The 23,310-nt window shown below is 40.5% G+C and carries 22 protein-coding genes; 8 read left to right on the top strand and 14 right to left on the bottom strand.

Annotation, left to right across the window (positions count from 1 at the left end; translation table 11 throughout):
- Positions 1 to 5 precede the first annotated feature (5 nt).
- On the bottom strand, positions 6 to 1,322 hold the full coding sequence (gene envZ, locus RF53_RS17100; RefSeq protein WP_006793807.1) for a two-component system sensor histidine kinase EnvZ: 1,317 nt from the start codon (positions 1,320 to 1,322) through the stop codon (positions 6 to 8).
- Between the two features lie 5 nt (positions 1,323 to 1,327).
- A complete protein-coding gene (gene ompR / locus RF53_RS17095; protein ID WP_006793806.1) occupies positions 1,328 to 2,047 on the bottom strand; it encodes an osmolarity response regulator transcription factor OmpR in 720 nt (239 codons plus the stop codon).
- Between the two features lie 194 nt (positions 2,048 to 2,241).
- On the opposite strand from ompR, the gene greB reads away from it, so the two are divergent.
- The 4 genes from greB (at position 2,242) to RF53_RS17075 (ending at position 6,265) form a co-directional block, all read left to right on the top strand.
- Complete coding sequence (gene greB / locus RF53_RS17090; protein WP_006793804.1) at positions 2,242 to 2,724, top strand: transcription elongation factor GreB; 483 nt, start codon at positions 2,242 to 2,244, stop codon at positions 2,722 to 2,724.
- A gap of 110 nt (positions 2,725 to 2,834) precedes the next feature.
- Positions 2,835 to 3,140 carry a hypothetical protein gene (locus RF53_RS17085; protein ID WP_039038401.1) on the top strand — a complete coding sequence of 102 codons (306 nt, stop codon included), beginning with the start codon at positions 2,835 to 2,837 and terminating at the stop codon, positions 3,138 to 3,140.
- Between the two features lie 52 nt (positions 3,141 to 3,192).
- Positions 3,193 to 3,774: a CBS domain-containing protein gene (locus RF53_RS17080; protein ID WP_039038370.1), complete on the top strand. Its 582-nt coding sequence runs from the start codon at positions 3,193 to 3,195 to the stop codon at positions 3,772 to 3,774.
- Between the two features lie 166 nt (positions 3,775 to 3,940).
- Complete coding sequence (locus RF53_RS17075) at positions 3,941 to 6,265, top strand: Tex family protein (protein ID WP_039038369.1); 2,325 nt, start codon at positions 3,941 to 3,943, stop codon at positions 6,263 to 6,265.
- A 154-nt stretch (positions 6,266 to 6,419) separates the two neighbouring features.
- Here RF53_RS17075 and RF53_RS17070 read toward each other — a convergent pair whose 3' ends face one another.
- The 3 genes from RF53_RS17070 to bioH all read right to left on the bottom strand — a co-directional run bounded on the left by RF53_RS17070 (position 6,420) and on the right by bioH (position 8,414).
- Positions 6,420 to 7,271, bottom strand: coding sequence for a putative metalloprotease CJM1_0395 family protein (locus RF53_RS17070; RefSeq protein WP_039038368.1), 852 nt, complete (start codon positions 7,269 to 7,271; stop codon positions 6,420 to 6,422).
- Positions 7,272 to 7,275: 4 nt separating this feature from the next.
- The gene (locus RF53_RS17065; RefSeq protein ID WP_006793799.1) at positions 7,276 to 7,584 is read right to left on the bottom strand and encodes a hypothetical protein; all 309 of its coding nucleotides are present in this window, start codon (positions 7,582 to 7,584) and stop codon (positions 7,276 to 7,278) included.
- Between the two features lie 89 nt (positions 7,585 to 7,673).
- A complete protein-coding gene (gene bioH, locus RF53_RS17060; protein WP_039038367.1) occupies positions 7,674 to 8,414 on the bottom strand; it encodes a pimeloyl-ACP methyl ester esterase BioH in 741 nt (246 codons plus the stop codon).
- 74 nt (positions 8,415 to 8,488) lie between these two features.
- Here bioH and RF53_RS17055 point away from each other — a divergent pair, with 74 nt between their 5' ends.
- Positions 8,489 to 9,163, top strand: a complete 675-nt coding sequence (locus RF53_RS17055; RefSeq protein WP_039038366.1) for a ComF family protein — start codon at positions 8,489 to 8,491, stop codon at positions 9,161 to 9,163.
- Between the two features lie 10 nt (positions 9,164 to 9,173).
- Here the strand turns inward: RF53_RS17055 and RF53_RS17050 are convergent, their stop codons facing one another.
- A complete protein-coding gene (locus RF53_RS17050) occupies positions 9,174 to 11,723 on the bottom strand; it encodes a M14 metallopeptidase family protein (protein WP_039038365.1) in 2,550 nt (849 codons plus the stop codon).
- A 148-nt stretch (positions 11,724 to 11,871) separates the two neighbouring features.
- Between RF53_RS17050 and nfuA the strand changes: the two genes are divergently transcribed.
- Entirely contained in the window at positions 11,872 to 12,447 is a 576-nt protein-coding gene (gene nfuA / locus RF53_RS17045) for a Fe-S biogenesis protein NfuA (RefSeq protein ID WP_006793795.1), read from the top strand.
- A 9-nt stretch (positions 12,448 to 12,456) separates the two neighbouring features.
- Positions 12,457 to 12,726 carry a hypothetical protein gene (locus RF53_RS17040; RefSeq protein WP_006793794.1) on the top strand — a complete coding sequence of 90 codons (270 nt, stop codon included), beginning with the start codon at positions 12,457 to 12,459 and terminating at the stop codon, positions 12,724 to 12,726.
- A 3-nt stretch (positions 12,727 to 12,729) separates the two neighbouring features.
- On the opposite strand, the gene RF53_RS17035 is transcribed toward RF53_RS17040, so the two are convergent.
- Positions 12,730 to 14,001, bottom strand: a complete 1,272-nt coding sequence (locus tag RF53_RS17035) for an MATE family efflux transporter (RefSeq protein WP_039038400.1) — start codon at positions 13,999 to 14,001, stop codon at positions 12,730 to 12,732.
- 42 nt (positions 14,002 to 14,043) lie between these two features.
- Between RF53_RS17035 and RF53_RS17030 the strand changes: the two genes are divergently transcribed.
- Positions 14,044 to 15,069 (top strand): polysaccharide deacetylase family protein, encoded by a 1,026-nt coding sequence (locus RF53_RS17030; protein WP_039038364.1) that lies wholly within the window; start codon positions 14,044 to 14,046, stop codon positions 15,067 to 15,069.
- Positions 15,070 to 15,084: 15 nt separating this feature from the next.
- Here RF53_RS17030 and RF53_RS17025 read toward each other — a convergent pair whose 3' ends face one another.
- From RF53_RS17025 to RF53_RS16995, 7 genes are all read right to left on the bottom strand, one after another.
- Positions 15,085 to 16,119, bottom strand: a complete 1,035-nt coding sequence (locus RF53_RS17025; RefSeq protein WP_039038363.1) for a protein-glutamate methylesterase/protein-glutamine glutaminase — start codon at positions 16,117 to 16,119, stop codon at positions 15,085 to 15,087.
- A gap of 8 nt (positions 16,120 to 16,127) precedes the next feature.
- Positions 16,128 to 16,745, bottom strand: a complete 618-nt coding sequence (gene cheD / locus RF53_RS17020) for a chemoreceptor glutamine deamidase CheD (RefSeq protein WP_039038362.1) — start codon at positions 16,743 to 16,745, stop codon at positions 16,128 to 16,130.
- Positions 16,735 to 17,559 carry a CheR family methyltransferase gene (locus RF53_RS17015; protein WP_039038361.1) on the bottom strand — a complete coding sequence of 275 codons (825 nt, stop codon included), beginning with the start codon at positions 17,557 to 17,559 and terminating at the stop codon, positions 16,735 to 16,737. Before RF53_RS17015 ends, cheD begins: the two co-directional genes overlap by 11 nt.
- A 72-nt stretch (positions 17,560 to 17,631) precedes the next feature.
- Positions 17,632 to 20,331 carry a methyl-accepting chemotaxis protein gene (locus RF53_RS17010; protein WP_039038360.1) on the bottom strand — a complete coding sequence of 900 codons (2,700 nt, stop codon included), beginning with the start codon at positions 20,329 to 20,331 and terminating at the stop codon, positions 17,632 to 17,634.
- A 50-nt stretch (positions 20,332 to 20,381) separates the two neighbouring features.
- Positions 20,382 to 20,846, bottom strand: coding sequence for a chemotaxis protein CheW (locus RF53_RS17005; RefSeq protein WP_006793787.1), 465 nt, complete (start codon positions 20,844 to 20,846; stop codon positions 20,382 to 20,384).
- Positions 20,843 to 22,930, bottom strand: coding sequence for a chemotaxis protein CheA (locus RF53_RS17000; RefSeq protein WP_039038359.1), 2,088 nt, complete (start codon positions 22,928 to 22,930; stop codon positions 20,843 to 20,845). Before RF53_RS17000 ends, RF53_RS17005 begins: the two co-directional genes overlap by 4 nt.
- A 14-nt stretch (positions 22,931 to 22,944) precedes the next feature.
- Complete coding sequence (locus RF53_RS16995; RefSeq protein ID WP_006793785.1) at positions 22,945 to 23,307, bottom strand: response regulator; 363 nt, start codon at positions 23,305 to 23,307, stop codon at positions 22,945 to 22,947.
- Between the last annotated feature and the right edge of the window lie 3 nt (positions 23,308 to 23,310).

The following is a 23,310-nucleotide window of genomic DNA, read 5'->3' as shown; positions in this document are numbered from 1 at the left end:
ACAGGTTACTGTGCAGAGTTTTGTATTTTTATAGGCAGGTAAATTTGTGCACTTAAGCCGCCTTCAGGCCGGTTTTCTAGTTTTACTTTGCCGTCGTGCATATCAACAATGCGCTTAATAATAGCAAGGCCTAGGCCACTGCCCTCACTGCCTCGTGCAGCATCACCTTGCTTAAACGGTTCAAATACCGACTCTAATTCACTTTCAGGAATACCTGGGCCATTATCGTTTACAGCGATGACCACGTATTTTTTATTGGAGTTATAATAACTAAGTACCTCTATATCGCCGTCAGAATAACGAATGGCATTTTCAATCATGTTAGTTACAACACGCTTTATAGCCACACTGCTGAGCGGAATACTCTCTATACTTGGGTTACTTTTAAAGGTAATAGAGCGCTGATGCTTTAACTCGCAATTAACGACCTCACCCACTAACGCGTTTATATCTTCACAACTGAGTTCTTCGCGTTTGTGGTGACGTAAATATTCAATAAATTGATCGATAATACCGTTCATATCTTCAATATCGTAAATAATCCCTTCGCGAAGATACTCGTCTTGGTCGCTCATCATCTCGGTTGCTAAACGAATGCGAGTAAGTGGTGTGCGTAAATCGTGAGACACACCTGCCATAAGTAAGCGGCGGTCGTTTTCAAGGGCCGCTATACCGCGCGACATTTGGTTAAACGCACGCGTTACTTCTATTACTTCAGTAGAGCCTTCCTCTTCTAGCTTGGTGCTAAAATCGCCTTTACCCACTTTTACAGCGGCTTGTTGCAGTGCTTTAAGCGGGCGGTTTAAGTGCCGCGCAAATAACCAACCACCTAAAACACTTAAAAAGCCGATACTTGATAAGTAAAACGTTAAAAATTCGAGGTTGTTTTCTTGATACCCTGAAAGCGGAATTTTAACCCAGTAGCCAGGCGCTTGCGGAGCCTCTATCCAATAAACGAGTGGGCCAGTTTGCGTAATACGCACCCGCGCCGAGCCATTTAACTGCGCAGACATACTACGTGAAAGCATCGGGTATTCACGGGTTTGACCAAGCCCTTGGCGCATGGCTTCGCGCTGGGTCATGACATCAATACCGGTTATTTCAAAAAACTTTTCTGATAAGTCGTCGTTTATTTCTATACCGTCTTCCCAGTCAATAAAAACAGTTTTAACTTGCTTAGCAAGCATTAAGTTCACTTGCTCTATGGTCGGTTTTACAACATATAAACTGACTGTTACATAAGACACAACTTGGTTTATAAGTAATAACGCCGCCACCAAAAATACAGTTTGCCCAAACGCGCTACGTGGAAAAAATCCCATAAAAACTACTTTTCACCGTCAGGAACAAACACGTACCCTAAGCCCCACACAGTTTGAATATAACGCGGGTTAGCCGCATCAATTTCAATCATGCGGCGAAGGCGCGACACTTGCACATCAATACTGCGCTCTAGAGCACTGTAATCTCGACCACGCGCTAAGTTCATGAGTTTATCGCGGCTAAGCGGCTCTCTTGGGTGTGACACAAGCGCTTTAAGTACGGCAAACTCGCCACTGGTTAGCGATATTGTTTTATCGCCTTCGCTCATTTCACGAGTGGCTAAATTAAGTGTAAATTTACCAAAGGCAATTAGGTTTTCTTCTGCGGCGGGCGCACCTGGCACTTCTTTAGCGCGGCGGCGTAATATGGCTTTAATGCGCGCAAGTAACTCACGAGGATTAAATGGCTTTGGAATGTAATCATCTGCGCCAAGCTCTAAACCTATGATGCGATCGACTTCGTCGCCTTTAGCGGTGAGCATAACAATAGGGATTTCGTTTTCTTTTTGGCGTAACCTACGGCAAATAGATAAGCCATCTTCACCGGGAAGCATTAAGTCGAGTACCATTAAGTGAAAGTTTTCGCGCTCTAAAAGCCGGTCCATTTGCTCTGAGTTTGCGGCGGTTCTTACAATAAAACCTTGCTCTACTAAATAACGCTCCAATAAGCTGCGTAAGCGCATATCGTCGTCTACAACCAATACTTTTGTCGTTTCGTGTCCCATTACCTGTTTCTTATTTTTATATCCAATTAAGTATTAATATAAATGAAAAACCAAATAATCAAAAACTAATTACGGCCTTAGATTGTTACTGAACATTTCAAACAACAATAATGGCTGCTTTAAACACTTTAAGCTCGACAAATTTTTCTAAGTTTATTACCGTGCCCATCATTAGAGCTAATAATTAAAAGTCGATGAAAACAAATTTAATTACCCGTGAAGGCTACTTGCAACTGCAACAAGAACACGACCACCTGTGGAATGTAAAACGCCCTGAAGTAACAAAAATAGTCAGCTGGGCAGCAAGCTTAGGCGATCGTTCTGAAAACGCCGACTATCAATATAATAAGCGACTGCTGCGCCAAATAGACCGACGTGTTCGCTATTTGCGAAAGCGTATTCCCGATTTAAATATTATTGATTACTCCCCTGTACAAGACGGAAAAGTATTTTTTGGTGCGTGGGTCGAAATAGAAAATGAGCAAGGCGACATAAAAAAGTTCAGAATTGTGGGCCCAGACGAAATTTACGACAGAAAAGACTATATTTCTATCGACTCACCCATGGCTCGGGCGCTTATTAAAAAACAAGTTGATGACGATTTTGAAGTAATGACACCGCAGGGAAAAAAAGAATGGTACATAAACTCAATTGAGTATCAAAAAACGGCTAAGTAGTATTTGATTCAGATCATATTAACTTTTGATTGTTTAAATTATCTCATTAGGCTATATATAAATAGCTCGCACATAATTTTAATGTGAGATTAGCAAAGGTTGTAATGGTTATGTCAAACGTAGTACAGCGCATATTTAGTAATGCCGTATTGTTTGCACTTTTTATGAGTGTGAGTTTGACTTTGCATGCCAGCAACCAAAACACCAACCTTGAACACCCAACCGTTTTAAATAATTTAATTGCCTTAGATATTCCCGATCAGGCAACTCCTGACTTTGACGAAGATTCATTTGTTGATGTCACTTCCTTTAAGGCAGCTCAACCACTCCCTAAAGGCGCTCACTCTTTTTACAAGAGTTCATCTTTTAGCAGACCGTTTAGCACTGCGTACCAACGTGGGCCCCCTGTTATTTAATTTAATTTATTACTTTCAATTTAATTAAATTTTTAACTAATAGGTGGATATTATGTCTAACTTTAAAGAATTACGTACCCAAAATATCTCTCATGGTGTTATTGCAAAATCATTTGCTGACAATCAACCGTTAATCGATTTGGCCTCACCCGCTTTAAAAATGGTGAATAACTTTACACAAAAAAAACCTGTTCGAGCACAGCACGAAACAACAATCGCTGATGCCCTAAAACAAACGAGCAGCCAGCAGTCTGACTTTGTATTAGTAATGGATGACGACCACAAGCTAATAGGTATTGTTTCAAGTGCTGATTTACAAAGTGCTAAAATTACTATTATTGCTCAACGTTTAAATACACCGCGAAATGAAGTGAGCCTTCGCCATGTAATGACCCCAATAAACCAGCTAATGGGTGTCAGCATGCAAAGCTTAAGTTATGCCTGTGTGGGCGATGCTTTACAAACAATGGAGCATCAAGGGGCGATGTTTTTATTAGTAACAACAGCCAACAACGAAATATGTGGATTAATTTCTGCTCGCCAAATTGCTAAAACATTACATATTCCGCTGCACATTAGCCCAATTGCCACTTCGTTTAGCGACGTACTTGAAAGCGTAGACCACCCTCATTAGAGGTTGTTTTATCGCTTAACTATCTCAACCAAAGCAACCGTCTTAAAGCAAGTTAAATAGCTTGCTTTAAGAGCTTTTTATTACAACTTCATGTGATATTATTCAAGCAATTAGCCGACCCAGATATTTATTTCTGGTCTTATTTTTTGTTTAAAAAGGTTTTTGCATGAGCGATATCTCTGCACGTTTAGCCAGTGAGCTAAATGCACAACAACAACAAGTTGTTGCTGCAACAAAATTACTTGATGAAGGCGCAACTGTTCCCTTTATTGCCCGCTACAGAAAAGAAGTCACCGGCGGTTTAGATGACACTCAATTGCGCTTGCTAGAGCAGCGTTTATCTTACCTTCGAGAACTTGAAGAGCGTCGTAGCTTTATTTTGTCGACTATCGAATCTCAAAAGAAGCTTACCGCAGAGCTCAAAGCCGATATCACTAGCGCGCAAAGTAAAACAGAACTCGAAGATTTATATCTTCCATATAAAGCAAAACGCCGCACCAAAGGCCAAATAGCCATAGAAGCAGGCATAGAGCCCCTAGCCGATGCGTTATTTACCGACGCGAGTTTAAATCCTGAGCAACACGCTGAGCAGTACATTAATGCTGATAAAGGCTTTAATGACACAAAAGCCGTGCTTGATGGTGCTAAATTTATTTTAATGGAGCGTTTTTCCGAAGATGCAAAATTACTCGCTAAATTAAGAAGTCACATAAGCCAAAACGGTGCAATACAAAGCACGGTAATTAAAGGTCAAGAACAAGCGGGCACTAAATATCGCGATTACTTCGATCATCAGGAGCTACTTACTAAAGTACCTTCGCATCGTGCATTAGCTATGCTGCGAGCTCGCAACGAAGGCATACTTCAATTAAATGTAAACCCTGAACCAAGTTCTGAAAACCCTGCTCAACTTTGTGCAAATATGATTGCACAGCACTACCGCTTAAATATTACCGACCAAACAGCGAGTACTTGGCTTTTAAACGTGGTGCAATGGGCTTGGAAAATTAAGCTAGGTTTACACTTAGAAAACGAGTTTTTTGCAGCCATGCGCGAAAAAGCAGAAGCAGGCGCTATTGATGTATTTGCTAAAAACTTAAAAGACTTACTAATGGCGGCACCTGCAGGCCCACGCACAACACTTGGACTTGATCCCGGTTTACGTACCGGTTGCAAAATTGCTGTTGTAGACAGCACAGGTAAACTGCTAACTACGCAAACTATTTTCCCTCATGCCCCGCAAAACCATTGGGATAAATCGCTGCGTACACTAGAGCAACTTTGCCGCCAACACAAAGTAGAACTTATTGCCATTGGTAACGGTACAGCGTCGCGCGAGTCAGACAAATTGGTTGCTGAGCTAATGAAAGCAAATACCGAGTTAAAACTTAATAAAATTATGGTGAGCGAAGCTGGCGCGTCGGTTTACTCAGCATCTGAATTTGCAGCTAACGAATTTCCTGACTTAGATGTGTCATTACGTGGCGCGGTATCGATTGCACGTCGCTTGCAGGATCCTCTTGCTGAACTTGTTAAAATAGAGCCTAAATCAATTGGTGTAGGGCAATATCAACACGATGTGTCGCAAAGCCAACTCGGACAAACACTTACAGCCGTTGTTGAAGACTGTGTAAACTCGGTAGGTGTTGATTTAAATATGGCGTCGGTTCCTTTACTTACACGCGTATCAGGATTAAACAAAACCTTAGCGCAAAACATTGTAAATTACCGCGATTCCAATGGATCATTTGCAAAACGTAGTGAGCTAAAAAAAGTAGAACGCTTAGGGCAAAAAGCATTTGAACAAGCTGCTGGTTTCTTACGAATTAACAATGGCAGCGACCCACTTGATAACTCATCAGTTCACCCTGAAGCCTACCCTGTTGTTAAGCAAATTTGCGAAAAAAACAACGCAGAAGTAACCACATTAATTGGTAATAGCGAATTTTTAAACAAGCTCGTTGCTAACGACTACACCAACGAAAAATTTGGTTTACCTACGGTTACCGATATTATTACTGAGCTTGATAAGCCGGGTCGCGATCCACGTCCAGAGTTTAAAACAGCTGAGTTTAAAGCAGGTGTAGAGAAAATAAGTGACCTAAAACCAGGTATGATTTTAGAAGGTGTTGTATCGAATGTTGCTAACTTTGGTGCGTTTGTAGATGTAGGTGTTCACCAAGATGGGTTAGTGCATATTTCGGCGATTACGAATAAGTTTATATCTGATCCTCGCGAAGTAGTTAAAGCGGGCGACATTGTAAAAGTTAAAGTAGTGGAGGTTGATGCTTCGCGTAAACGTATTAGCTTTACCATGCGTTTAAACGACGAAATAGACACCAGCAACAAGCCAGCCCCTGCTGCACAAAAACAACAGCCGCGCACTAACAATGCGCAACCAAAAGCTGCTAAACCTAAACGTGATAGCGGTAATGCGGTTATGGGTAACGCGTTTGCTGATGCATTTGCGAATGCCAAAGTAAAAAAATAGCAGGCCATTTAGCATGTTTAGCTTTTAAGTAAAAATCGGAAAGTGCTCTACGCTTTAAAATAAAAAAACCGCGAAAGCGGTTTTTTTATTCAAATCAGTAAGCATTAAAAGCAATTTATTGAGGAGAGTTTAATATTCGGTGTTCAGGCTATTGCTAAGAGATTGCTGAAAAACCACTTTGTGTGGATGGCGAAGTTGCCATTTGATAAAAATTAGCAATTCGTCCTGCGCGTGCTTCCACGTCTGCATCTCGTGTTTGCTCTTCACTTTCTGCCGTTTTAGTTTCTTGCGTTTCACTGCTTGTAAATGACGCTTTGCTATTGTTTTCAGCGCTGTCGTCTTCATCATTTTGAGGCGCTGCAAGTTCAGCCTGAGCTGCTACCAGCTTTTGAGTCGCGTCCGCCGCTATTGATCGGTCAGCACCCGAAGGCTCGGCAGGAGCTAGGGCTGCGGCTCTAACCGTTTGCATTTTTTCTATGGTTGCTTGGGGATCACCTGGAATTTCAGCAACGTCAATTTGTACCTCGCCGCCCACTGCATAGTTAGTGCCGTCAGGGCCACGTTGATATTCGTAACTTGGCGAACCCGCATATTTACCGCCTACAGAAGCATGCGCTTGTTCGTGAATACGCACTTCAGTATCGCGCGCTTTTAGCTCTTTTATTTGCTGCTGCTCTTGCTCTAAAACTTGCTGTTCTTGCTCAGACTCTTGTTGCTGCGCTTTTTGCTCTTCAGACTCCTCTGGGTTCTCGGCGTTTTCATCGTCGCGCGCTTGAACCACTTTTTCGTCAACTAACTTACCCGATGCACTATACGTTGCACCCTCATTATTACCTGGTAATTTGGCTTTTTCAGCATCGCTTTGCGCTTTGGTTTCGGTATTACTTGCGCTATTTGCAGAAGGAGCAGGAATGACTTCCCGCAGTTGATTGTCACGACGAGCTGTTTCCGTATAAACATTGGCTGTGTTTATATTAATTGATGGAAATGGCGTGACAATATTCATTAAATTACACTTTAATGTCGACTAACGTACCAAGTACGTCATCAGCTGTTTGAATTGTTTGCGCATTAGCTTTAGCGTTAAATTCTTCAACTTTTAGGTTAACAAGTGATTCGTCAATACGCGCAGGCTGAGCAACCGGTGCTGTTACGGCTTCATCCGGCGTTGCTGCAACTAACTGTCGCTGTTGTGCAAGTTGCGCATCGTCTTGCTGTTCTATACTGGCACGGTTGATTTCTGCGCTGGCCTTTTCAATACCTTGGCTTGCACGGTTAAACCCTTCAACACCATTATTAAATACAGATCCGATTGACATGGTAAACCTCCACCACTTAAATATTGTTTAATTATCGCTCAGTTTGTGCTCAAAATAAAGCTTTACGGGGCGCAATTATCGTCGCATTTTTAAAGCATTGATTTAACGATAGATAAAAACTCATTTTTGTGAGAAATAAACGGAGCATGAGATGCTTTATCTATTACTTGGTATTCAAACTCAGTATTTAGTACTGACATTTTAGCTATTGCTTTAAACGGCACTAATGCATCTAAGCGACCAAATACACCCATAATTTTTACCGGACACGTTGCAAATAAATCGCGTAAATCATCATTTTGTAAAATATCTAAACCGGCGGTTAACGCCTCACTGTTAGGTGCTGAATATTGATTTAGCAATTGTTTAAGCTGCTTTATGTCATCTCTCGCTGACTCACTTCCCATAGCCTGAATAGCCAAAAAGCGTTCAATGGTTTTTTCTCTATGATTAACCAATTGGTCCTTAAACTGAGTTAGTACTTTTTCACTAATTCCCGGCCATTCACCCTGCTCTGCAAAATAAGGTGTCGATGCGACTAAAATAACCTTCGCTACTTTTTCAGGCCAATGCTTTGCAATGTATAGAGCAAACAAACCACCTAAAGACCACCCCATTAAAATAGAATGAGGTTTTAACTGTTGGCTTAATTGCATAGCGGCATCATGCAAATTATACGGGGTTGGTAATGTGGTTGCGCTATTACCAAACCCAGGTAAATCAAGGCTACACACTTGTCCTGTATATAAGTTTTCAAGCTCTGGCTTTATGAGTTGCCAAACGCCTTGATTCATTCCCCAACCATGTAAAAGTACTAACTCTTTTTGCATATTTGCATATTCTTAACCAAACTTAGGCTCATAATAACGTTTAAAAAGATGATTGCAATGGAAGGCACTATCTCATGAAAGGTCTGTTTAACTGGCTGTTCCCGTCGTATTGCGTACAGTGCAAAAGCCCTGTAAGTGCAAGCCTAGGTTTATGCGAATATTGCTTAGAAGATTTAGCATTACTAGATGTAACTAAACACCCAAATTTACTTCACCGACCTGATATTGTTGATATGTTTCCTAACTGCGAATTTGACAGGTTATTTGCTTGCGCTTTTTACCGCCCTCCATTTGAGCAGTGGCTAACCCAACTTAAATTTAGTAACCAAATACATTACAAAAAAACACTTCAACAAATTGTACAAAAACAGCTCGATGCGTTTTTTACATGTAGTACGCAATCCCCTGATCTATTTATAATTTTACCTTTGCATGAAAGCCGATTTTTAAAGCGAGGTTTTAATCAAGTAAGCCAAGTATGGCACCCTTGTTTGTGCTCTCGCGTTGTTTTAAATAATGCGCTTATCCGTAATAAAAAAACCCATGCGCAATCGCAGCTCACTAAAGCAAAACGTATTAAAAATCTAACCAATGCATTTATATGTACTGAAGATATGAGCGGTAAAACAGTCGCTATTGTTGATGACATTATGACAACCGGCGCAACATTAAATGCAGCAACTCAGGCTTTAAAGAAAGCCGGCGCTAAACAAGTGTGGGCATTCACAACCTGTTTAACGCCAATTTAGTTAATTTATGTTACTGACCACTTGCGCGGAATGTATGGCCTAAAAACAGTGCATTGCTAAGCAATCGACTTGTACCATACCAGTAACCTCTAAATACGGGGTTGTCAGTCATAGCAATAACACTGCCGCGTCCGTACGAATGTGCTATTAAACCAGCGCCTTCAGCTACTTGTTCTACATTTACAGAGTCAGTAAAGCCAGCTAACAACGGGCGTTTTGTGTAGGTTAGTACATTTACAAAAGCGGCATCTGACGCTTCAAGTAACCATGTACTGTTTTTAAATACCGGTAAGGTGTCGCGCGTGAGTGAGAAAGTTAATGGGTGCGTTAAATCCACACTAGTGTTAAAAATAGCCCCAGCAATACGCTGACGCCCCGCTAGATGATCTTTATCGCCATAGCTTAGGCCTTCAGTTTTGAAAGCACCAGCTAAATCCTGTCGCGATAAATAATTTGCTTTAAGTAGTTGCTGGTCGACTAAAAATTTAGCGCCGCCTTTGTGGCCCCAAATAACACCGCCTTTTCTTACCCAGCTTTTAATCGCTACTTTTTCTGCATCTGTTAAGCTATTGTAATTGCCGTGGGCCAACACAATATGGCTATAATCACTGAGCTCAAGTGAACTTAAACGCGTCATTTCAACAATTGTGGGTGCAACACCTACAAACCTATCTAGGTAATACCACACTTCACCTACTTCGTACTGGCTAGTGCCTTGGCCGCCAATAAGTAAAACCTTGGGGGCTTTAACAACTGCCATAGAGCGTGAACCTAAATCAGCACCTTTACTGGTTAAGCCCGTTGTAATAGGTTTTATGGCAATACCAAATTCACTTTGCGCACTGTTTAACAAAGTAATCCAGTTTTGCTGTGTTTGTAAACCAGCCGGAATAATAATACTCCCTGGCTCAAAATTTATGTCGCCCGCGCTCGATTTTGCCGTTAAGGCGCTCAATGCCACGCGTGCTTTTATACCTTGCTTTAATAATGTATTTAGCATTTTAGGCGCTAAGTAGTCGTCCCATGCAAAACCAAATGCATACGCTGATTCTAAACTTGTTAGGGGTGCTTTAGGTGCTTTATTCCAAGGAGTATCTGCAACGTCTAGCCCCCAGTTACTTTTTACTTTTGCAAAGGGTAGATTAAATGCATGCGCTAATGTCCAACCAGATACATCGTAGAATGTATTGTCTGCAAAGTTTTTTTGCTCGCTAAATATCGCTTTAACTAAACGATATTGAGGCTGCGCTAAAGGCACATAATAGCTGTTGGTAGTAAAGTTTATGCCACCTGCTTTTAGTGGTTTAGTAAGTTCAAATGCCTTTATTTTATGTTGCTCTAATAGCGCTAAAAAGTCAGTAATTCGGGTGCTGTCTTTTGCACCTTCAACAACATAACCTGCAAAGTTTTCGTCACCTGCAAGCTCTGCGGCTTGATCATAAAATTTAGCTTGGTAGTCAAGCAATGCTTGACGGTTTTCAACCGCCGCTTTAAAGGTAGATAAGCTCGTTAGTAACTGATTTTTTATAGTAAATGGAAACGTTAAAGGGCCATTAATGGTCTCTTGTATATGGCCTCGAGAGCTTGCTTGCTCAAACAAAATACCTACACCCCCGTTCACATCTGGGTAAGTTGAACCTTTACCGTAGTAAAAATCGTCAAAGCTTTCTTCTGTAAAATACAGTGCATTATTTTCATCCAATGTTTTGGCATGATAATTAGCAATTGCTTTGGTTAATGTTACGTTTTCAATTGGCGTAATTGGGTGCTTTCTACTTGGAATACCCGGCTGAAAAAAGTAGCTGCTGTTTGGGCCCATTTCATGAAAGTCGGTAAGTACATTTGGTTTCCACTGATGAAATTTTGCAATACGCGCACGCGACTCAGGGTGCTGTAGTAATAGCCAATCTCGGTTTAAGTCAAACCAATAATGATTAGTGCGGCTGCTTGGCCAGTTTTCGGTATGCTCACGAGTTTTAGGATCTGATGACAAATTCATGCCGCGGTTACTGTTTGCCCAATTAGCAAAACGTGCAAGTCCGTCGGGGTTTAATGATGGGTCGAGCAAAATAACGGTATTGTTTAATAGGTTATTTATTTCATCACCTTGTGCTGCAGCTAAGTAATAAGCCGTTAAAAGCGATGCATTGCTTCCCGATGATTCGTTACCGTGCACACTGTAGCCCATCCACACAACTGCAGGTTCATCGTTTGCTTTTTTGCTGTTATTACCCAAACGAGCCAAGTGCGCTTGGCGTATTTGCTCTATTTGAGTTAATTTATTTGGCGCTGTAACCGTCAGCATTACCAGTGGTCGTTGCTCATGTGTGCGGCCAATTATCTCAAAGTTTATTCTGTTGCTCTTTTGAGCAAGTACTTCCATGTAGCGCACGAGTTGGTCGTGCCTTACATGCCACTCACCTACTTGATAACCCAATACTTCTTCGGGCGTGGGAATGGCTGGGTCGAATACAACATCGTCTTCAAAATAGTATGAAAGCGGTTTTGCTACACTTGAAAAGCTCAGCATTACCACCACTATTGTTATTAATAAACGCATATAGATCACTCTAAAAATGTTTGTTAATTGCACGCTAGCATTGCTTAAAATAGATGCCAACTTTTTACGCTCAACACTAGCCGCAACACGATGAGCGGAGTATGATATGCAGTATCCGAGTAATTTAGTCAGGTATAAAGCCGTTTTTATGATTTCTATTTCCGAAACAGCACAAGCACATTTTGCTAAACTATTAGCAGATCAATCACAACAGACCAATATTCGCGTTTTTGTTGTAAACCCTGGTACATCACAAGCCGAGTGTGGTGTTTCTTATTGTCCAGAAGACGCCGTTGAAGACAACGATATTCGCTTAAATTTTAACGGTTTTGATGCCGTTGTTGATGCTGAAAGTGCTCCTTTTTTAGAAGAAGCTGAAATTGATTTTGTTACCGACAAAATGGGTACTCAGCTAACGCTTAAAGCACCTAATGCAAAAGCACGTAAAATTGGTGATGATGCATCATTAAACGAACGTGTTCAGCACATGCTTGAAACAGAAGTAAACCCACAACTAGCTAACCATGGCGGCCAAGTAAGCCTAGTAGAGATTACAGCTGCTGGCGTTGCAGTGCTTCAGTTTGGTGGCGGTTGTAATGGGTGTTCTATGATCGATGTAACGTTAAAAGAAGGCATCGAAAAAGAAATGATAGCTAAGTTTGACGAGATCACAGGTGTTGCAGATATTACTGATCACGAAGCTGGCGAGCACTCTTACTATTAAGCCAAGTAAATGCTAAAGCCTCTTATATACCGCTTAGGGAGCAACCCTAAGCTGAGTTTAAAGCGGTTTTTTCGCGGCGTAGCACTGTTTGTGCTAGCCGTGATTTTTATTTTTGCGGGTTACTATAGTCATTACAGTTTGCAAATTATTGGCGTTTTAATTTTAATACCTGCGCTATTTTTTGCTTTTTGGGGCTACAGTGGCATTTTTGCCAACCGCTTTTCGCAAGTAATAAAAGAAATAGGGCCCAAACATCACGATCCTGATCTGTGGAAATAAGCCTTAATCTAGCAGCTGATTATTAGCTTTAAGCGTTTGATATTTTATTATTAATGTAACTCCACGCATTAGCATAAAGCAGCTCATCGCAAGCCATAGCCCATTATTTTGCCAATCATTAAATACCCAAAATACACCAAAAAACCCAATAGCTGCCGATAGCAACATACTATTTCGCATATCTTTAGCGCGCGTTAAACCAACAAATACACCATCAAATAAAAAGCAGCTCATTGCTAATAATGGCAAAGCAATTACCCATGGTAAATATTGCTTAGCCTCATTAATAACCTCAGGTACGTTGGTTAATAGCGTAATTATATAAGCGCCAAACACAGCAAAAAACACGCTATAAATCACACCAAATAATATTCCCCAAAATACACTTATTTTTACCCACAGCTGTATTTTACTTACACTTTGCTGACCTTTAGCTTGGCCTACTTTAGCCTCACTTGCGTAAGCTATGCCATCCAGTGCAAAGCTGACTAACATTAAAAAGTTTAGTAATACTGCGTTCGCTGCAAGGGTTGTTTCGCCAATACGCGCGCCATAAAAAGTCATAAAGCTAAAACACAACTGAAGTATTAAAGAGCGAATGAAAATGTCGCGATTTAAACTCAATAACCCTGCCATTTTTTTAAAGCTAAACCAGTGCGGAGTACTTAACACTACACCTTGTTTTTTTGCGAGTTTAGTCACTAAAAACAGCGCGAATACCAGCGCAGTATAATCAGCGATTAACGATGCCCATGCCGCGCCTGCTACAGCCCAATCTAAAAAAACAACAAAATAAATATCAAGCACAATATTTACACTATTTGTTACCAACAATAAGTAAAATGGCCCTCGTCCATAATGAACGCCTAACATCCAACCCAATAAAACCAAGTTACATAGTGCCGCTGGCGCGCTAAAAATTCGAATACTAAAATAAGTATAGGCCTCGCTTAGCACGGCATTATTAGCGTCTGATAAAAATGCTATTGCGTGTTTTATTAAAGGAGACATAGCAATAAGAAATAATGCCACTATGCTGGCAAGTAATAGGCTTCGTTTTAGTAAAGCAGCTAACTGGGTTAAGTCATTTTGGCCATAGGCTTGGGCAACCATGCCGGTCGTGCTCATTCTTAAAAAACCCGCGAGCCAAAATAAAATGGAGATAACAGCTGAGCCCAACGCAATACCAGCCAAATAATGAGCACTGCCTAAATGGCCAATGACCGCGGTATCAACTATTCCTAACAGTGGCACGGTGATATTTGATAATATCATTGGTCCTGCTAACAACAGCAAGCTTTTATGGTGTGCTTTATTATGTATAAGAAATTGTTTCATTTAGTTTTATTGACTCTTATTGGGTTATCTTTACGTGCTCATGCAGGTGTTATTTTACAGTACCACCATGTAAGTGAAACCCTGCCGGCGGTCACTAGTGTGAGCGAAGAAACGTTTACAGAGCATCTAAACTATTTAAAAAATAATGATTTTAATGTTATTGCCTTAAATGAACTACTTGATGCTTTAAAACAAGGCCATACCTTACCTGATAAAACCGTCGCCATCACGTTTGATGATGGTTACAACAATAATTATGATCAAGCTGCTCCAATACTCGAAAAGTTTGGCTATCCATACACAATTTTTGTTAACCCTAAGCTCATAGACGAAGGTAAACGCTATGTGATGGGTTGGGATAAACTTAAAGAACTGAGTAAAAAAGGCGCACTTATAAGTAACCACACCGCACAGCATGACTATTTACATGTAAAACTTGACGGTGAAACTAACACGCAATGGAAAAAACGTATCACCCAAGATATTGTTCATTCACAACAACGTATAAAAGAAGAGATAGGCCACAACTATAAATATTTAGCTTACCCCTACGGAGAGTTTGATAACGAGTTACAAGCTTTAGTGACAGAGCTTGGCTATATAGGCATTGGCCAGCATTCTGGTGCTCTAAATAAACACGCTAACTTTAGTCGATTACCTCGCTTTCCTGCATCTGGCGTTTATAGCGACATAAAAACACTGGCAACCAAATTGAATTCTCAGGCATTTAATATTACTCAATTAAGCTATGAAAATAGCGTAACAACGCAAAACCCACCTGCGTTAACCATTGGGTTTGAAGTTGATGATTTTAGCAAGTCTCAACTAGCTTGTTATGTATCGGGTATAGGCAAAGCAAACTTGAACTGGGTGACTGATAATACGGTAGAGGTAACATCACCTAAAAAACTGAACAAAGGCCGTTCACGCTTTAATTGTACAGCGCCTTCAATTAAAAAACCGAACAGCTATTATTGGTTTTCTCAGCCTTGGGTTATTCAATAAATTTGAGCTTTCTATTTAGTTAGGTTTAACTGCTTGGCTTAATAATCGCTCAGCCATTTTATCAAGTGCAGCCACTTCATTGGCTGCATTTAAATCAATGGCGGCTTTAGGCATTCCCCACACAACTGATGAGTATTCATCTTGCGCTAACGTGTATGCACCGTTTTGCTTCAGTGCTAACAGTCCTTTAGCCCCATCAGCGCCCATACCTGTAAGTATTGCTGCCACTATATTTTTTGATCCACAATTTACAAGCGAATCAAATAGTACGTCAACGGCTGGTTTATGCCGATTTACAGGCTCACCATCGTCGAGCTGGCAATACAAAGCAATTCCTCGCTTTTTTACGCTTAAATGAAGCCCGCCGGGGGCAATATAAGCCCAACCTGGGCTTAGCTTGTCGCCATGTTGTGCCTCTTTCACATTAATTAAGCATGTTCTATCCATACGCTCAGCAAACGAGGCACTAAATACGGGAGGAATATGCTGAGTAATTACAATAGGAGGGCAATTAACTGGCATTTTTATTAGTACTTCTTTTATTGCCTCGGTACCCCCGGTAGATGCACCAATTGCAATCACTTTATTTAATAAAAATTCAGTCTCTGAACTTATAGGTTTTGTATCGGGTGGCGTTTTTTTAAAGCTGCGTATTCTTGCACCGGCCGCAATTCTTACTTTTTGTTGAACCAATGACGCATAATTATTTAGTTGAGCTCTTACGTTACTTGTTGGCTTAGCAATAAAATCCACAGCACCTAGCTCTAACGCCTCTAATGTAATGGGCGACCCCTTCTGTGTAAGCGTAGAAATCATAACCACGGGCATAGGCCTTAGGCGCATTAGGTTTTTTAAAAAGCTAATCCCATCCATTTTTGGCATTTCTACGTCTAAGGTAAGTACATCGGGATTAAGTTTTTTAATCATTTCGCGTGCTTGGTATGGATCTTCAGCACAGCCCACTACGTTAATGTCGTTAGCTTGTTGCAGTATTTCTGTAAGCAACCCTCTAATTAAAGGGGAGTCATCGATTATTAATACATTTATCATAGCGACTCCTAAAACAACTCTATATTCGATACCACTTCTTGCTTTTTAAGGTTTTGCAAGTAACGTACTTCGCGCTTTTCAATGGTGTCGTTATGTAATTTTTTAAGTTTTTTCATATACACTTTACCCGTTTGTGGATGAAAAAATATTTTTCTAGGCCACGGGCCGCCCATATCATGGGCCACTAGATTTAACGCTTCTTCTTTAACATAGGCGGTAGCAAAACTAATATTACCCAGCCCAATATCTGTCATCGCACTAATTATTTTTCCGCCACCAAATAGCTTAATTTTTAAATTATGACGAGACGCACCGTTTTTTAATACTTCATTAATCAGGTATTCCATAGCCCAATTACCATAACGGCAGTTTAAGCCGTGTGCACTTTTAAGCTCTACGCCTTTTTGTATCGGCAGCATAAAATGATTCATCCCACCAATACCTAACACTTCATCGTAAACACAGGCCGCAATACATGAGCCAAGTACCGTTGAAATCAATTCATTATTTTTAGATACATAAAACTCCCCTGGGAGCACTTTGGCAACAATATGATTTCTTCCTGAATCCCAGTAACGCTTAATGTGTTCAAAGCTGGGCAAAACACTTTTAAATTCAGCCTGCATGTGCTCTCAATTGATACATAGTTTTCCCTAAATTTTTATAATTTGAGTGCTCTTTACCCATACTCTCTGAGTGACCTAAAAATAAGTAACCGTGATCGCTTAGAATATTTGCATAGCGTTTAAATAAATGATCTTTCGTTTCTTTATCAAAATAAATAACCACGTTGCGGCATAAAATAAGATCAAACGGCCCTTTCATTGGCCAGTCTTGCAATAGGTTTAAGCGCTTAAAAGAAATACGCTCACGCAGCGTGTTTTTCACTTTATAGTGTTCGCCATCTTTACTTTTTAAAAACCAACGCTTTAGATGAGTGGCATCTAAGCCATTTACGTTTGCCGCGGTATACACACCTTTTTGCGCTTTTTCTAACACGTTAGAATCTAAATCGGTGGCTAAAATCTTTACATCCCAATTACTTGGAAATGCATTATTTAGCGTCATTGCTAAGCTGTAGGGCTCTTCTCCTGTTGAGCAGCCTGCAGACCATATTCTGACCCGCTTGGTATCTTTGTTCGCCTTTATTAAGTTAGGTATAAGCTCAGATTTAATAAATTCAAAATGATGAACTTCACGAAAAAAAGACGTTAAATTAGTGGTAATTGCATTTATAAACGCATCAAACTCTTGGTCTTTATGCGTATCTAAGTAGGCTAAGTAGGCTTTAAAGTCGTTTAATTTTAGCGCTCTTATCCGCCTTGCTAAACGTGAGTACACCATTTCACGTTTATGATCGCCTAATACAATACCGCAAGCGTTGTAAACTAAATTGGCAATGTCTTTAAAATCGCGATCGGTACACAGAAACTCTTTCATTAGCAGCTCTCATACATAGTAGTGAGTGTGGCCTTATTGAGCGCTTTTCCAATAAGGCCTGTAATCAAATAATTAAAATTCTTCCCACTCGTCTGCCGAATCAATAAAATTATCGCCTCTTGGCTTGCTTTGTACTGCGTTACTTTGTGATTTGTGAGCTAAACTTGGGGTATTCATTGTGGGCGACATAATAGCCATGTCTTGCTGACCCAGTGAAAAGAAATTAAGGAGTCTGCGCATTTCATTTGCTTGCTCAGCCATTGACTCACCTGCAGCCGATGCTTCTTCAACTAAGGCTGCGTTTTGCTGGGTCATTTCATCCATTTGAGATATAGCTTTATTTACTTGCTCTATACCTGCACTCTGCTCTTCAGATGCCTCTGTAATATCTGAAATCATTTGCGTCACTTTTTGTACCGACACCACAATTTCTTTAAGCGTTGCACCTGATTCATTAACAAGCTGAGAGCCATCTGCTACTTTACCTACACTATCTCTTATCAGCTCTTTAATTTCTTTAGCGGCCCCTGCTGAGCGCTGAGCTAAATTACGTACTTCGCCTGCAACAACCGCAAAGCCACGCCCTTGCTCTCCCGCTCTAGCTGCTTCAACGGCCGCATTAAGTGCAAGTAAGTTAGTTTGAAATGCAATTTCGTCAATCACACCAATGATGTCAGCAATCTTTTTACTCGATTCATTAATTGCCGACATACTCGTCACAGCACGATTAACCACTTCACCACCTTGAATCGCTTTATCGCATGTTTCTTCTGCGAGTGTATTTGCCACTTTAGCATTGTCTGCATTTTGACGGACTGTACTCGTCATTTCTTCCATACTTGAGGCGGTTTCTTCCAATGATGATGCTTGCTCTTCCGTGCGCTGACTTAAATCTGCGTTCCCCTGAGAAATTTCTTCTGCGCCACTGGCTACTAAGGTTGCTGATGAACTTATACGATTAATAACCTCCGTTAATTTATCTGCCGTGGTGTTTGCGTCGCGTTTTAATTTATCAAACGAGCCTTTGTATTCTTTTTCAATTCGCTTAGATAAGTCACCGGTTGCCAAGGCATCTAGCATATTGCCAGTATCTGCGACCGCATCGTCAACAATTTTAACTAAACTGTTTAACCCTTGTGCCAAGCGTAAAAAGAACCCCTCTTTACCCTCTTCCATTACACGCTTATCAAGGTCTCCCTCTCCTGCAGCGCTCACTAATTGCGCTATTTCTCTTTCTATTGCAACTTCTGCGGTTCTATCTTCCCACTCTACAACGGTGCCAATTCTCTCTTGCTCTGGGGTTATTATTGGGTTTGCAACCAAACCAAATGTGCGTCCACCAACCTTTATTTGCGTGCTGTAAGTATCTTTTAACGTTGCTAATAGGTTTTGTTGGTGCGCTGGGTTTTTATGAAATACATCAATATTTTGATTAAGTAGATTTTTGCTATCAAAATTAGGTAAGTCTTTTCGAAGGTCATTTTCAGCAATACGCATCATATTTCTAACAGCTTTATTCATGTACACAATGACATTTGATGAATCTGCAATCATGGTATTAGTCGCGACAGTATCAAGTGCTTGGCGCACACGAAGGTTTTCTTGTGCTATGGCACGCTCTGCGTCAGCTTTAGCAACCTTTTCAGTAATATCGTCCCACTCAACAATGGTACCGAGTTTCTTTCCTTCTTGGCTGTACCATGGCGTCGCTATTAATGTAAAAATAAGCCCCGCTAAACGCAGCTCTGCTTTATAAGGTTTATCTAAATTTTTTAATAAATCTCGTTGGTGTGACGGCTTCTTATGAAAATCATCAACACAAGTACCTATTAAATTATCAACAGAAAATTGTGGCAATACGGTTTGTAGGTCTTTTTCACGCGCTTTTAACATGTCTTGCACGCGTTCGTTTACGAATACAATATTGAGGTCTTGGTCTGCAATCATCACATTTGCTTGGCATACTTTTAAGGCGCTGGCTAAGTCTGCAGTTTTACGCGAAGATTTTTCTAACTCTTTTTGAGCTGTTATGTCTGATGCGTATTTAATTACTTTAAATGGCTTGCCATTCATATCATAGATTGGGTTATAAGAGGCCTGAATCCAAACTTCCTGACCTTGTTTTCCTATTCTTAAATATTCACCCGAGTCAAATTCACCGCGCCCTAATTTAGCCCAAAAAGCTTTATATTCATCACTATTTGCGTGTTCAGGTGTAACAAATAATCGGTGGTGCTGCCCTATAATGTCGTTAAGCTGGTACCCCAACGTATTTAAAAAGTTATCGTTTGCATCAACAATAGTGCCGTCTAAATTAAACTCTATTACTGCTTGAGATTTACTAATTGCATTAATTTGCCCTCTTGCCTCTGCAGCAGCGAGTTTTTGTGGTGTTATATCCGTCGCAAATTTTACAACCTTAATAACTTGCCCCTGGGAGTTTATAATTGGGTTATAAGTGGCCTGAATCCAAACCTCCTTACCACTTTTGGTAAAACGCCTAAATTCTTGAGATATAAACTCGCCGCTGTTTAATCGTACCCAAAAATGTGTGTAGTCACTCCCTTGGGCCTCAGTGTTATCAACAAATAAAGAGTGATGCTGGCCTTGAATCTCTTCTAGTTGATATTCCATTACGCGAAGAAAATTAGCATTAGCGGTAATTATTTTACCGCTTGGCTCAAACTCAATCACAGCTAATGACTTATTTAATGCGCTTACAATTAAATCATTATTTGATTCAGACTGTTTTGGATTTCTAAACCATCCCATGCTCATCACCACCTTTAAGTTATTTTTACTTTATTTAGCAAATACTGACTCTAAATATTCATTGTTTTTTGCAAGTCGATTAACGCCACCATTTTTTCACCCACGTTAACTAACCCTGCCACATAATCGTCGTTATTTGTCTCTGAAATACTTGGTACCGCTTTGGCATCTTGCTCTGAAATACTGTAAACCTCAGAAACGGCATCAACGGTAATACCAATAATTTTACTGTCGTGCTCAAACTCTATTTTTACTACAATTACCACTGTAAGCGGACCATACTCTATACTGGGCAAGCCAAATCGCAGCCTTAAATCAATAATCGGCACTATGGTGCCACGCAAATTTATAACGCCTTTTACAAATTCGGGAGCATTGGGTAAAACGGTTATCTCTTCCCAACTACGAATTTCTTGCACAGTTAAAATATCTACGCCGTACTCTTCATCAGCCATAATGAATGTTAAAAATTGTTTCACGCCCTTTTGCTGCTGCAGATTTAGCTCCGAAATCATAACGCCTCCAAAGCAACTTGCGACTCAATACTTAACTCTTGGCTGCCCGGCTTTTTTAATCCTGAAAGCTTTATCAACCCGCTTATATCAACTATCAATGAAACCCGTCCATCGCCCAAAATAGTCGCACCGGATATACCATCTACTTTTTGGTAATTTGCCTCTAAACTTTTAATAACAACCTGTTGTTGCGATAGGAGGTCATCTACCAATAAACCCACTTTTTGGTTGTCGGTTTCTACAACAACAAGCAGGGTTTTATCAAGAGACTCAATGGCGTTATCATGATTAAAAATATCGTAGAGTCTTAAAATTGGAATGTATTCATCACGCAATCTAAGTACGTCTAGGTTTTTGCCTACACGGCTTACTTTGGCAATATCAATTTGCAGCGATTCAACAATAGAAATAAGCGGAATAATATAGGTATGCTGGGCCACTTTAACTAATTGGCCATCTAAAATAGCCAGTGTAAGTGGTAATCTAATTGTAAACGTTGATCCTACACCTGGCGCGGATGTAACCTCTACAGAGCCATTTAATGACTGAATATTACGCTTAACTACATCCATACCAACACCACGGCCAGATAAGTCACTCACTTCATCCATAGTGGAAAAACCAGGCATAAATATAAGCTCGTTTATTTCCTCATTGCTAAGGTGGTTGTCGGCAGAGATCAGTCCATTAGCAATGGCTTTTTCTTGAATTTTTTTAGTGTTTAGCCCTTGCCCATCATCCATTATTTCAATAACAATATTTCCGCCTTGGTGAAATGCATTTAAAGTGACCGTTCCTACTGGATCTTTTCCGGCTTGCAGTCTTTTCTCAACCGTTTCTAGGCCATGATCTAATGAGTTTCTAACCAAATGAACCATAGGATCAGAAATTTTTTCCATCACGGTTTTGTCTAATTCGGTTTGCTCGCCTATCAGCTTTAATTCAACCTGTTTATTTAGCTTTTGCGCAATGTCGCGCACCAAACGTGGGAAACGGCTAAATACAAAATTAATTGGCAACATGCGGATACGCATTACGTTTTCTTGTAAATCGCGAGTATTGTGCGCAAGTTGCGCTAAACCTTCTTGCAATGCCGTAATTGTTGCTGGCGTAATGTCTTGCTCGCTAAGTTGATTAAGCATGGCTTGGGTAATAACAAGCTCACCCACCATGTTTATTAATGAGTCAACTTTATCAATCCCAACGCGAATAGAAGTCGACTCGGGTGTTGTTGATTTTTTATTAGTATTAGCAGAAGTTGGCTTTATAGGCTTAGCTTGTTCCGCCTGCTTCGGCACTAGTTCTTGGATTAATGGCTCTTGAGCTACTGTACTGCTGTCATTTTCAGGAGTGGGTAACTCATCAGTAAACAGGCCGCCACACAATTCAATGGTAATATCAGCATCATCTTCAACCCATTCGAACACCTCTTTAATTGCGCTTTCACCATGGCTGGTATTTAAGAAAAAACGCCAATGTAAAAAGCACTCATCACTACTCAAATTGGTTATTTCAGGGACTTCATCATAAAAAACGGTGGTATCTAACTCGCCTAACTGCTCAAGCTCACTAATCATAATGAGTGGTTCATTACCTGTTTTAAATAAGTGATGATGAGGCTTAAAGTCTATTTGATATGTATCGCTATCAGACTGACTATCAGACGTTTGAATGCTGGACTCTTGCGTTGTGCTATTTATTCCTAGCACTTCTTCAAATTGTGCTCGTAGTGTATCGGCTTCAGTTAAGTCGGGCTCTTGCTCTGCCTGCAATCCAGCCAGTAACGAACGAAGGCAATCAACCGCTTTAAGTAATAAATTAACGTGCTCGGTTGTCAGGGTGCGCTCGCCTTGACGAATTTGGTCCAGTAAGGTTTCAAGTACATGAGTAAAATCAGACACCGATGAAAAACCAAATGTCCCACTCCCCCCTTTTATTGAATGAGCGGCTCTAAAAATAGTGTTAATAGTTTCTAAGTCTTCCTCACCGGGTACTAAGTTTAAAAGCTCAGCTTCCATGGTATCGAGGCCTTCAAAACTCTCTTCAAAGAAAACTTCAAAAAATTGACTTAAATCTATACTCACTTTGCGCTCCTTGACTAACGAATAACCTTTTTAATCACCGCTAGTAACTGCTCAGGATTAAATGGCTTTACTATCCAGCCTGTTGCACCAGCCGCTTTACCTTCTACCTTTTTTTCTAAGCCCGACTCGGTTGTAAGCATAAGTAGTGGCGTAAATTTATAATCAGGTAACGTACGTAGCTCTCGGATTAATGTAATGCCATCCATAATAGGCATGTTTACATCTGAAATAACCGCATCAAAACCTTGCTGCTTAGCAATAGCCAATGCCTCACTGCCGTCTTTGGCCTCTGTTACATCAAAGCCTGCGGTTTTTAAGGTAAAGCTCACCATCTGACGCATTGATGCTGAATCATCAACTGCTAAGATTTTTTTCATATA

Source organism: Pseudoalteromonas sp. ECSMB14103 (assembly GCF_000813065.1).
In the GTDB taxonomy this organism is placed as follows: Bacteria; Pseudomonadota; Gammaproteobacteria; order Enterobacterales; family Alteromonadaceae; genus Pseudoalteromonas; species Pseudoalteromonas marina.
The sequence above is the reverse complement of the archived record's forward strand: the minus strand, read 5'-3'. Positions and strand labels throughout refer to the sequence as shown.

What these genes read in the sequence shown, in the direction of transcription:
- bioH (WP_039038367.1), bottom strand. Translation starts at nt 8,414, where the DNA reads ATGCAAAAAGAGTTAGTACTTTTACATGGTTGGGGAATGAATCAAGGC.
- greB (WP_006793804.1), top strand. Translation starts at nt 2,242, where the DNA reads ATGAAAACAAATTTAATTACCCGTGAAGGCTACTTGCAACTGCAACAA.
- RF53_RS17025 (WP_039038363.1), bottom strand. Translation starts at nt 16,119, where the DNA reads ATGATAAATGTATTAATAATCGATGACTCCCCTTTAATTAGAGGGTTG.
- RF53_RS17075 (WP_039038369.1), top strand. Translation starts at nt 3,941, where the DNA reads ATGAGCGATATCTCTGCACGTTTAGCCAGTGAGCTAAATGCACAACAA.
- RF53_RS17065 (WP_006793799.1), bottom strand. Translation starts at nt 7,584, where the DNA reads ATGTCAATCGGATCTGTATTTAATAATGGTGTTGAAGGGTTTAACCGT.
- RF53_RS17050 (WP_039038365.1), bottom strand. Translation starts at nt 11,723, where the DNA reads ATGCGTTTATTAATAACAATAGTGGTGGTAATGCTGAGCTTTTCAAGT.
- RF53_RS17040 (WP_006793794.1), top strand. Translation starts at nt 12,457, where the DNA reads ATGCTAAAGCCTCTTATATACCGCTTAGGGAGCAACCCTAAGCTGAGT.
- RF53_RS17035 (WP_039038400.1), bottom strand. Translation starts at nt 14,001, where the DNA reads ATGATATTATCAAATATCACCGTGCCACTGTTAGGAATAGTTGATACC.
- ompR (WP_006793806.1), bottom strand. Translation starts at nt 2,047, where the DNA reads ATGGGACACGAAACGACAAAAGTATTGGTTGTAGACGACGATATGCGC.
- nfuA (WP_006793795.1), top strand. Translation starts at nt 11,872, where the DNA reads ATGATTTCTATTTCCGAAACAGCACAAGCACATTTTGCTAAACTATTA.
- RF53_RS17015 (WP_039038361.1), bottom strand. Translation starts at nt 17,559, where the DNA reads ATGAAAGAGTTTCTGTGTACCGATCGCGATTTTAAAGACATTGCCAAT.
- RF53_RS17010 (WP_039038360.1), bottom strand. Translation starts at nt 20,331, where the DNA reads ATGGGATGGTTTAGAAATCCAAAACAGTCTGAATCAAATAATGATTTA.
- RF53_RS17030 (WP_039038364.1), top strand. Translation starts at nt 14,044, where the DNA reads ATGTATAAGAAATTGTTTCATTTAGTTTTATTGACTCTTATTGGGTTA.
- RF53_RS17085 (WP_039038401.1), top strand. Translation starts at nt 2,835, where the DNA reads ATGTCAAACGTAGTACAGCGCATATTTAGTAATGCCGTATTGTTTGCA.
- cheD (WP_039038362.1), bottom strand. Translation starts at nt 16,745, where the DNA reads ATGCAGGCTGAATTTAAAAGTGTTTTGCCCAGCTTTGAACACATTAAG.
- RF53_RS17080 (WP_039038370.1), top strand. Translation starts at nt 3,193, where the DNA reads ATGTCTAACTTTAAAGAATTACGTACCCAAAATATCTCTCATGGTGTT.
- envZ (WP_006793807.1), bottom strand. Translation starts at nt 1,322, where the DNA reads ATGGGATTTTTTCCACGTAGCGCGTTTGGGCAAACTGTATTTTTGGTG.
- RF53_RS17070 (WP_039038368.1), bottom strand. Translation starts at nt 7,271, where the DNA reads ATGAATATTGTCACGCCATTTCCATCAATTAATATAAACACAGCCAAT.
- RF53_RS17005 (WP_006793787.1), bottom strand. Translation starts at nt 20,846, where the DNA reads ATGATTTCGGAGCTAAATCTGCAGCAGCAAAAGGGCGTGAAACAATTT.
- RF53_RS16995 (WP_006793785.1), bottom strand. Translation starts at nt 23,307, where the DNA reads ATGAAAAAAATCTTAGCAGTTGATGATTCAGCATCAATGCGTCAGATG.
- RF53_RS17055 (WP_039038366.1), top strand. Translation starts at nt 8,489, where the DNA reads ATGAAAGGTCTGTTTAACTGGCTGTTCCCGTCGTATTGCGTACAGTGC.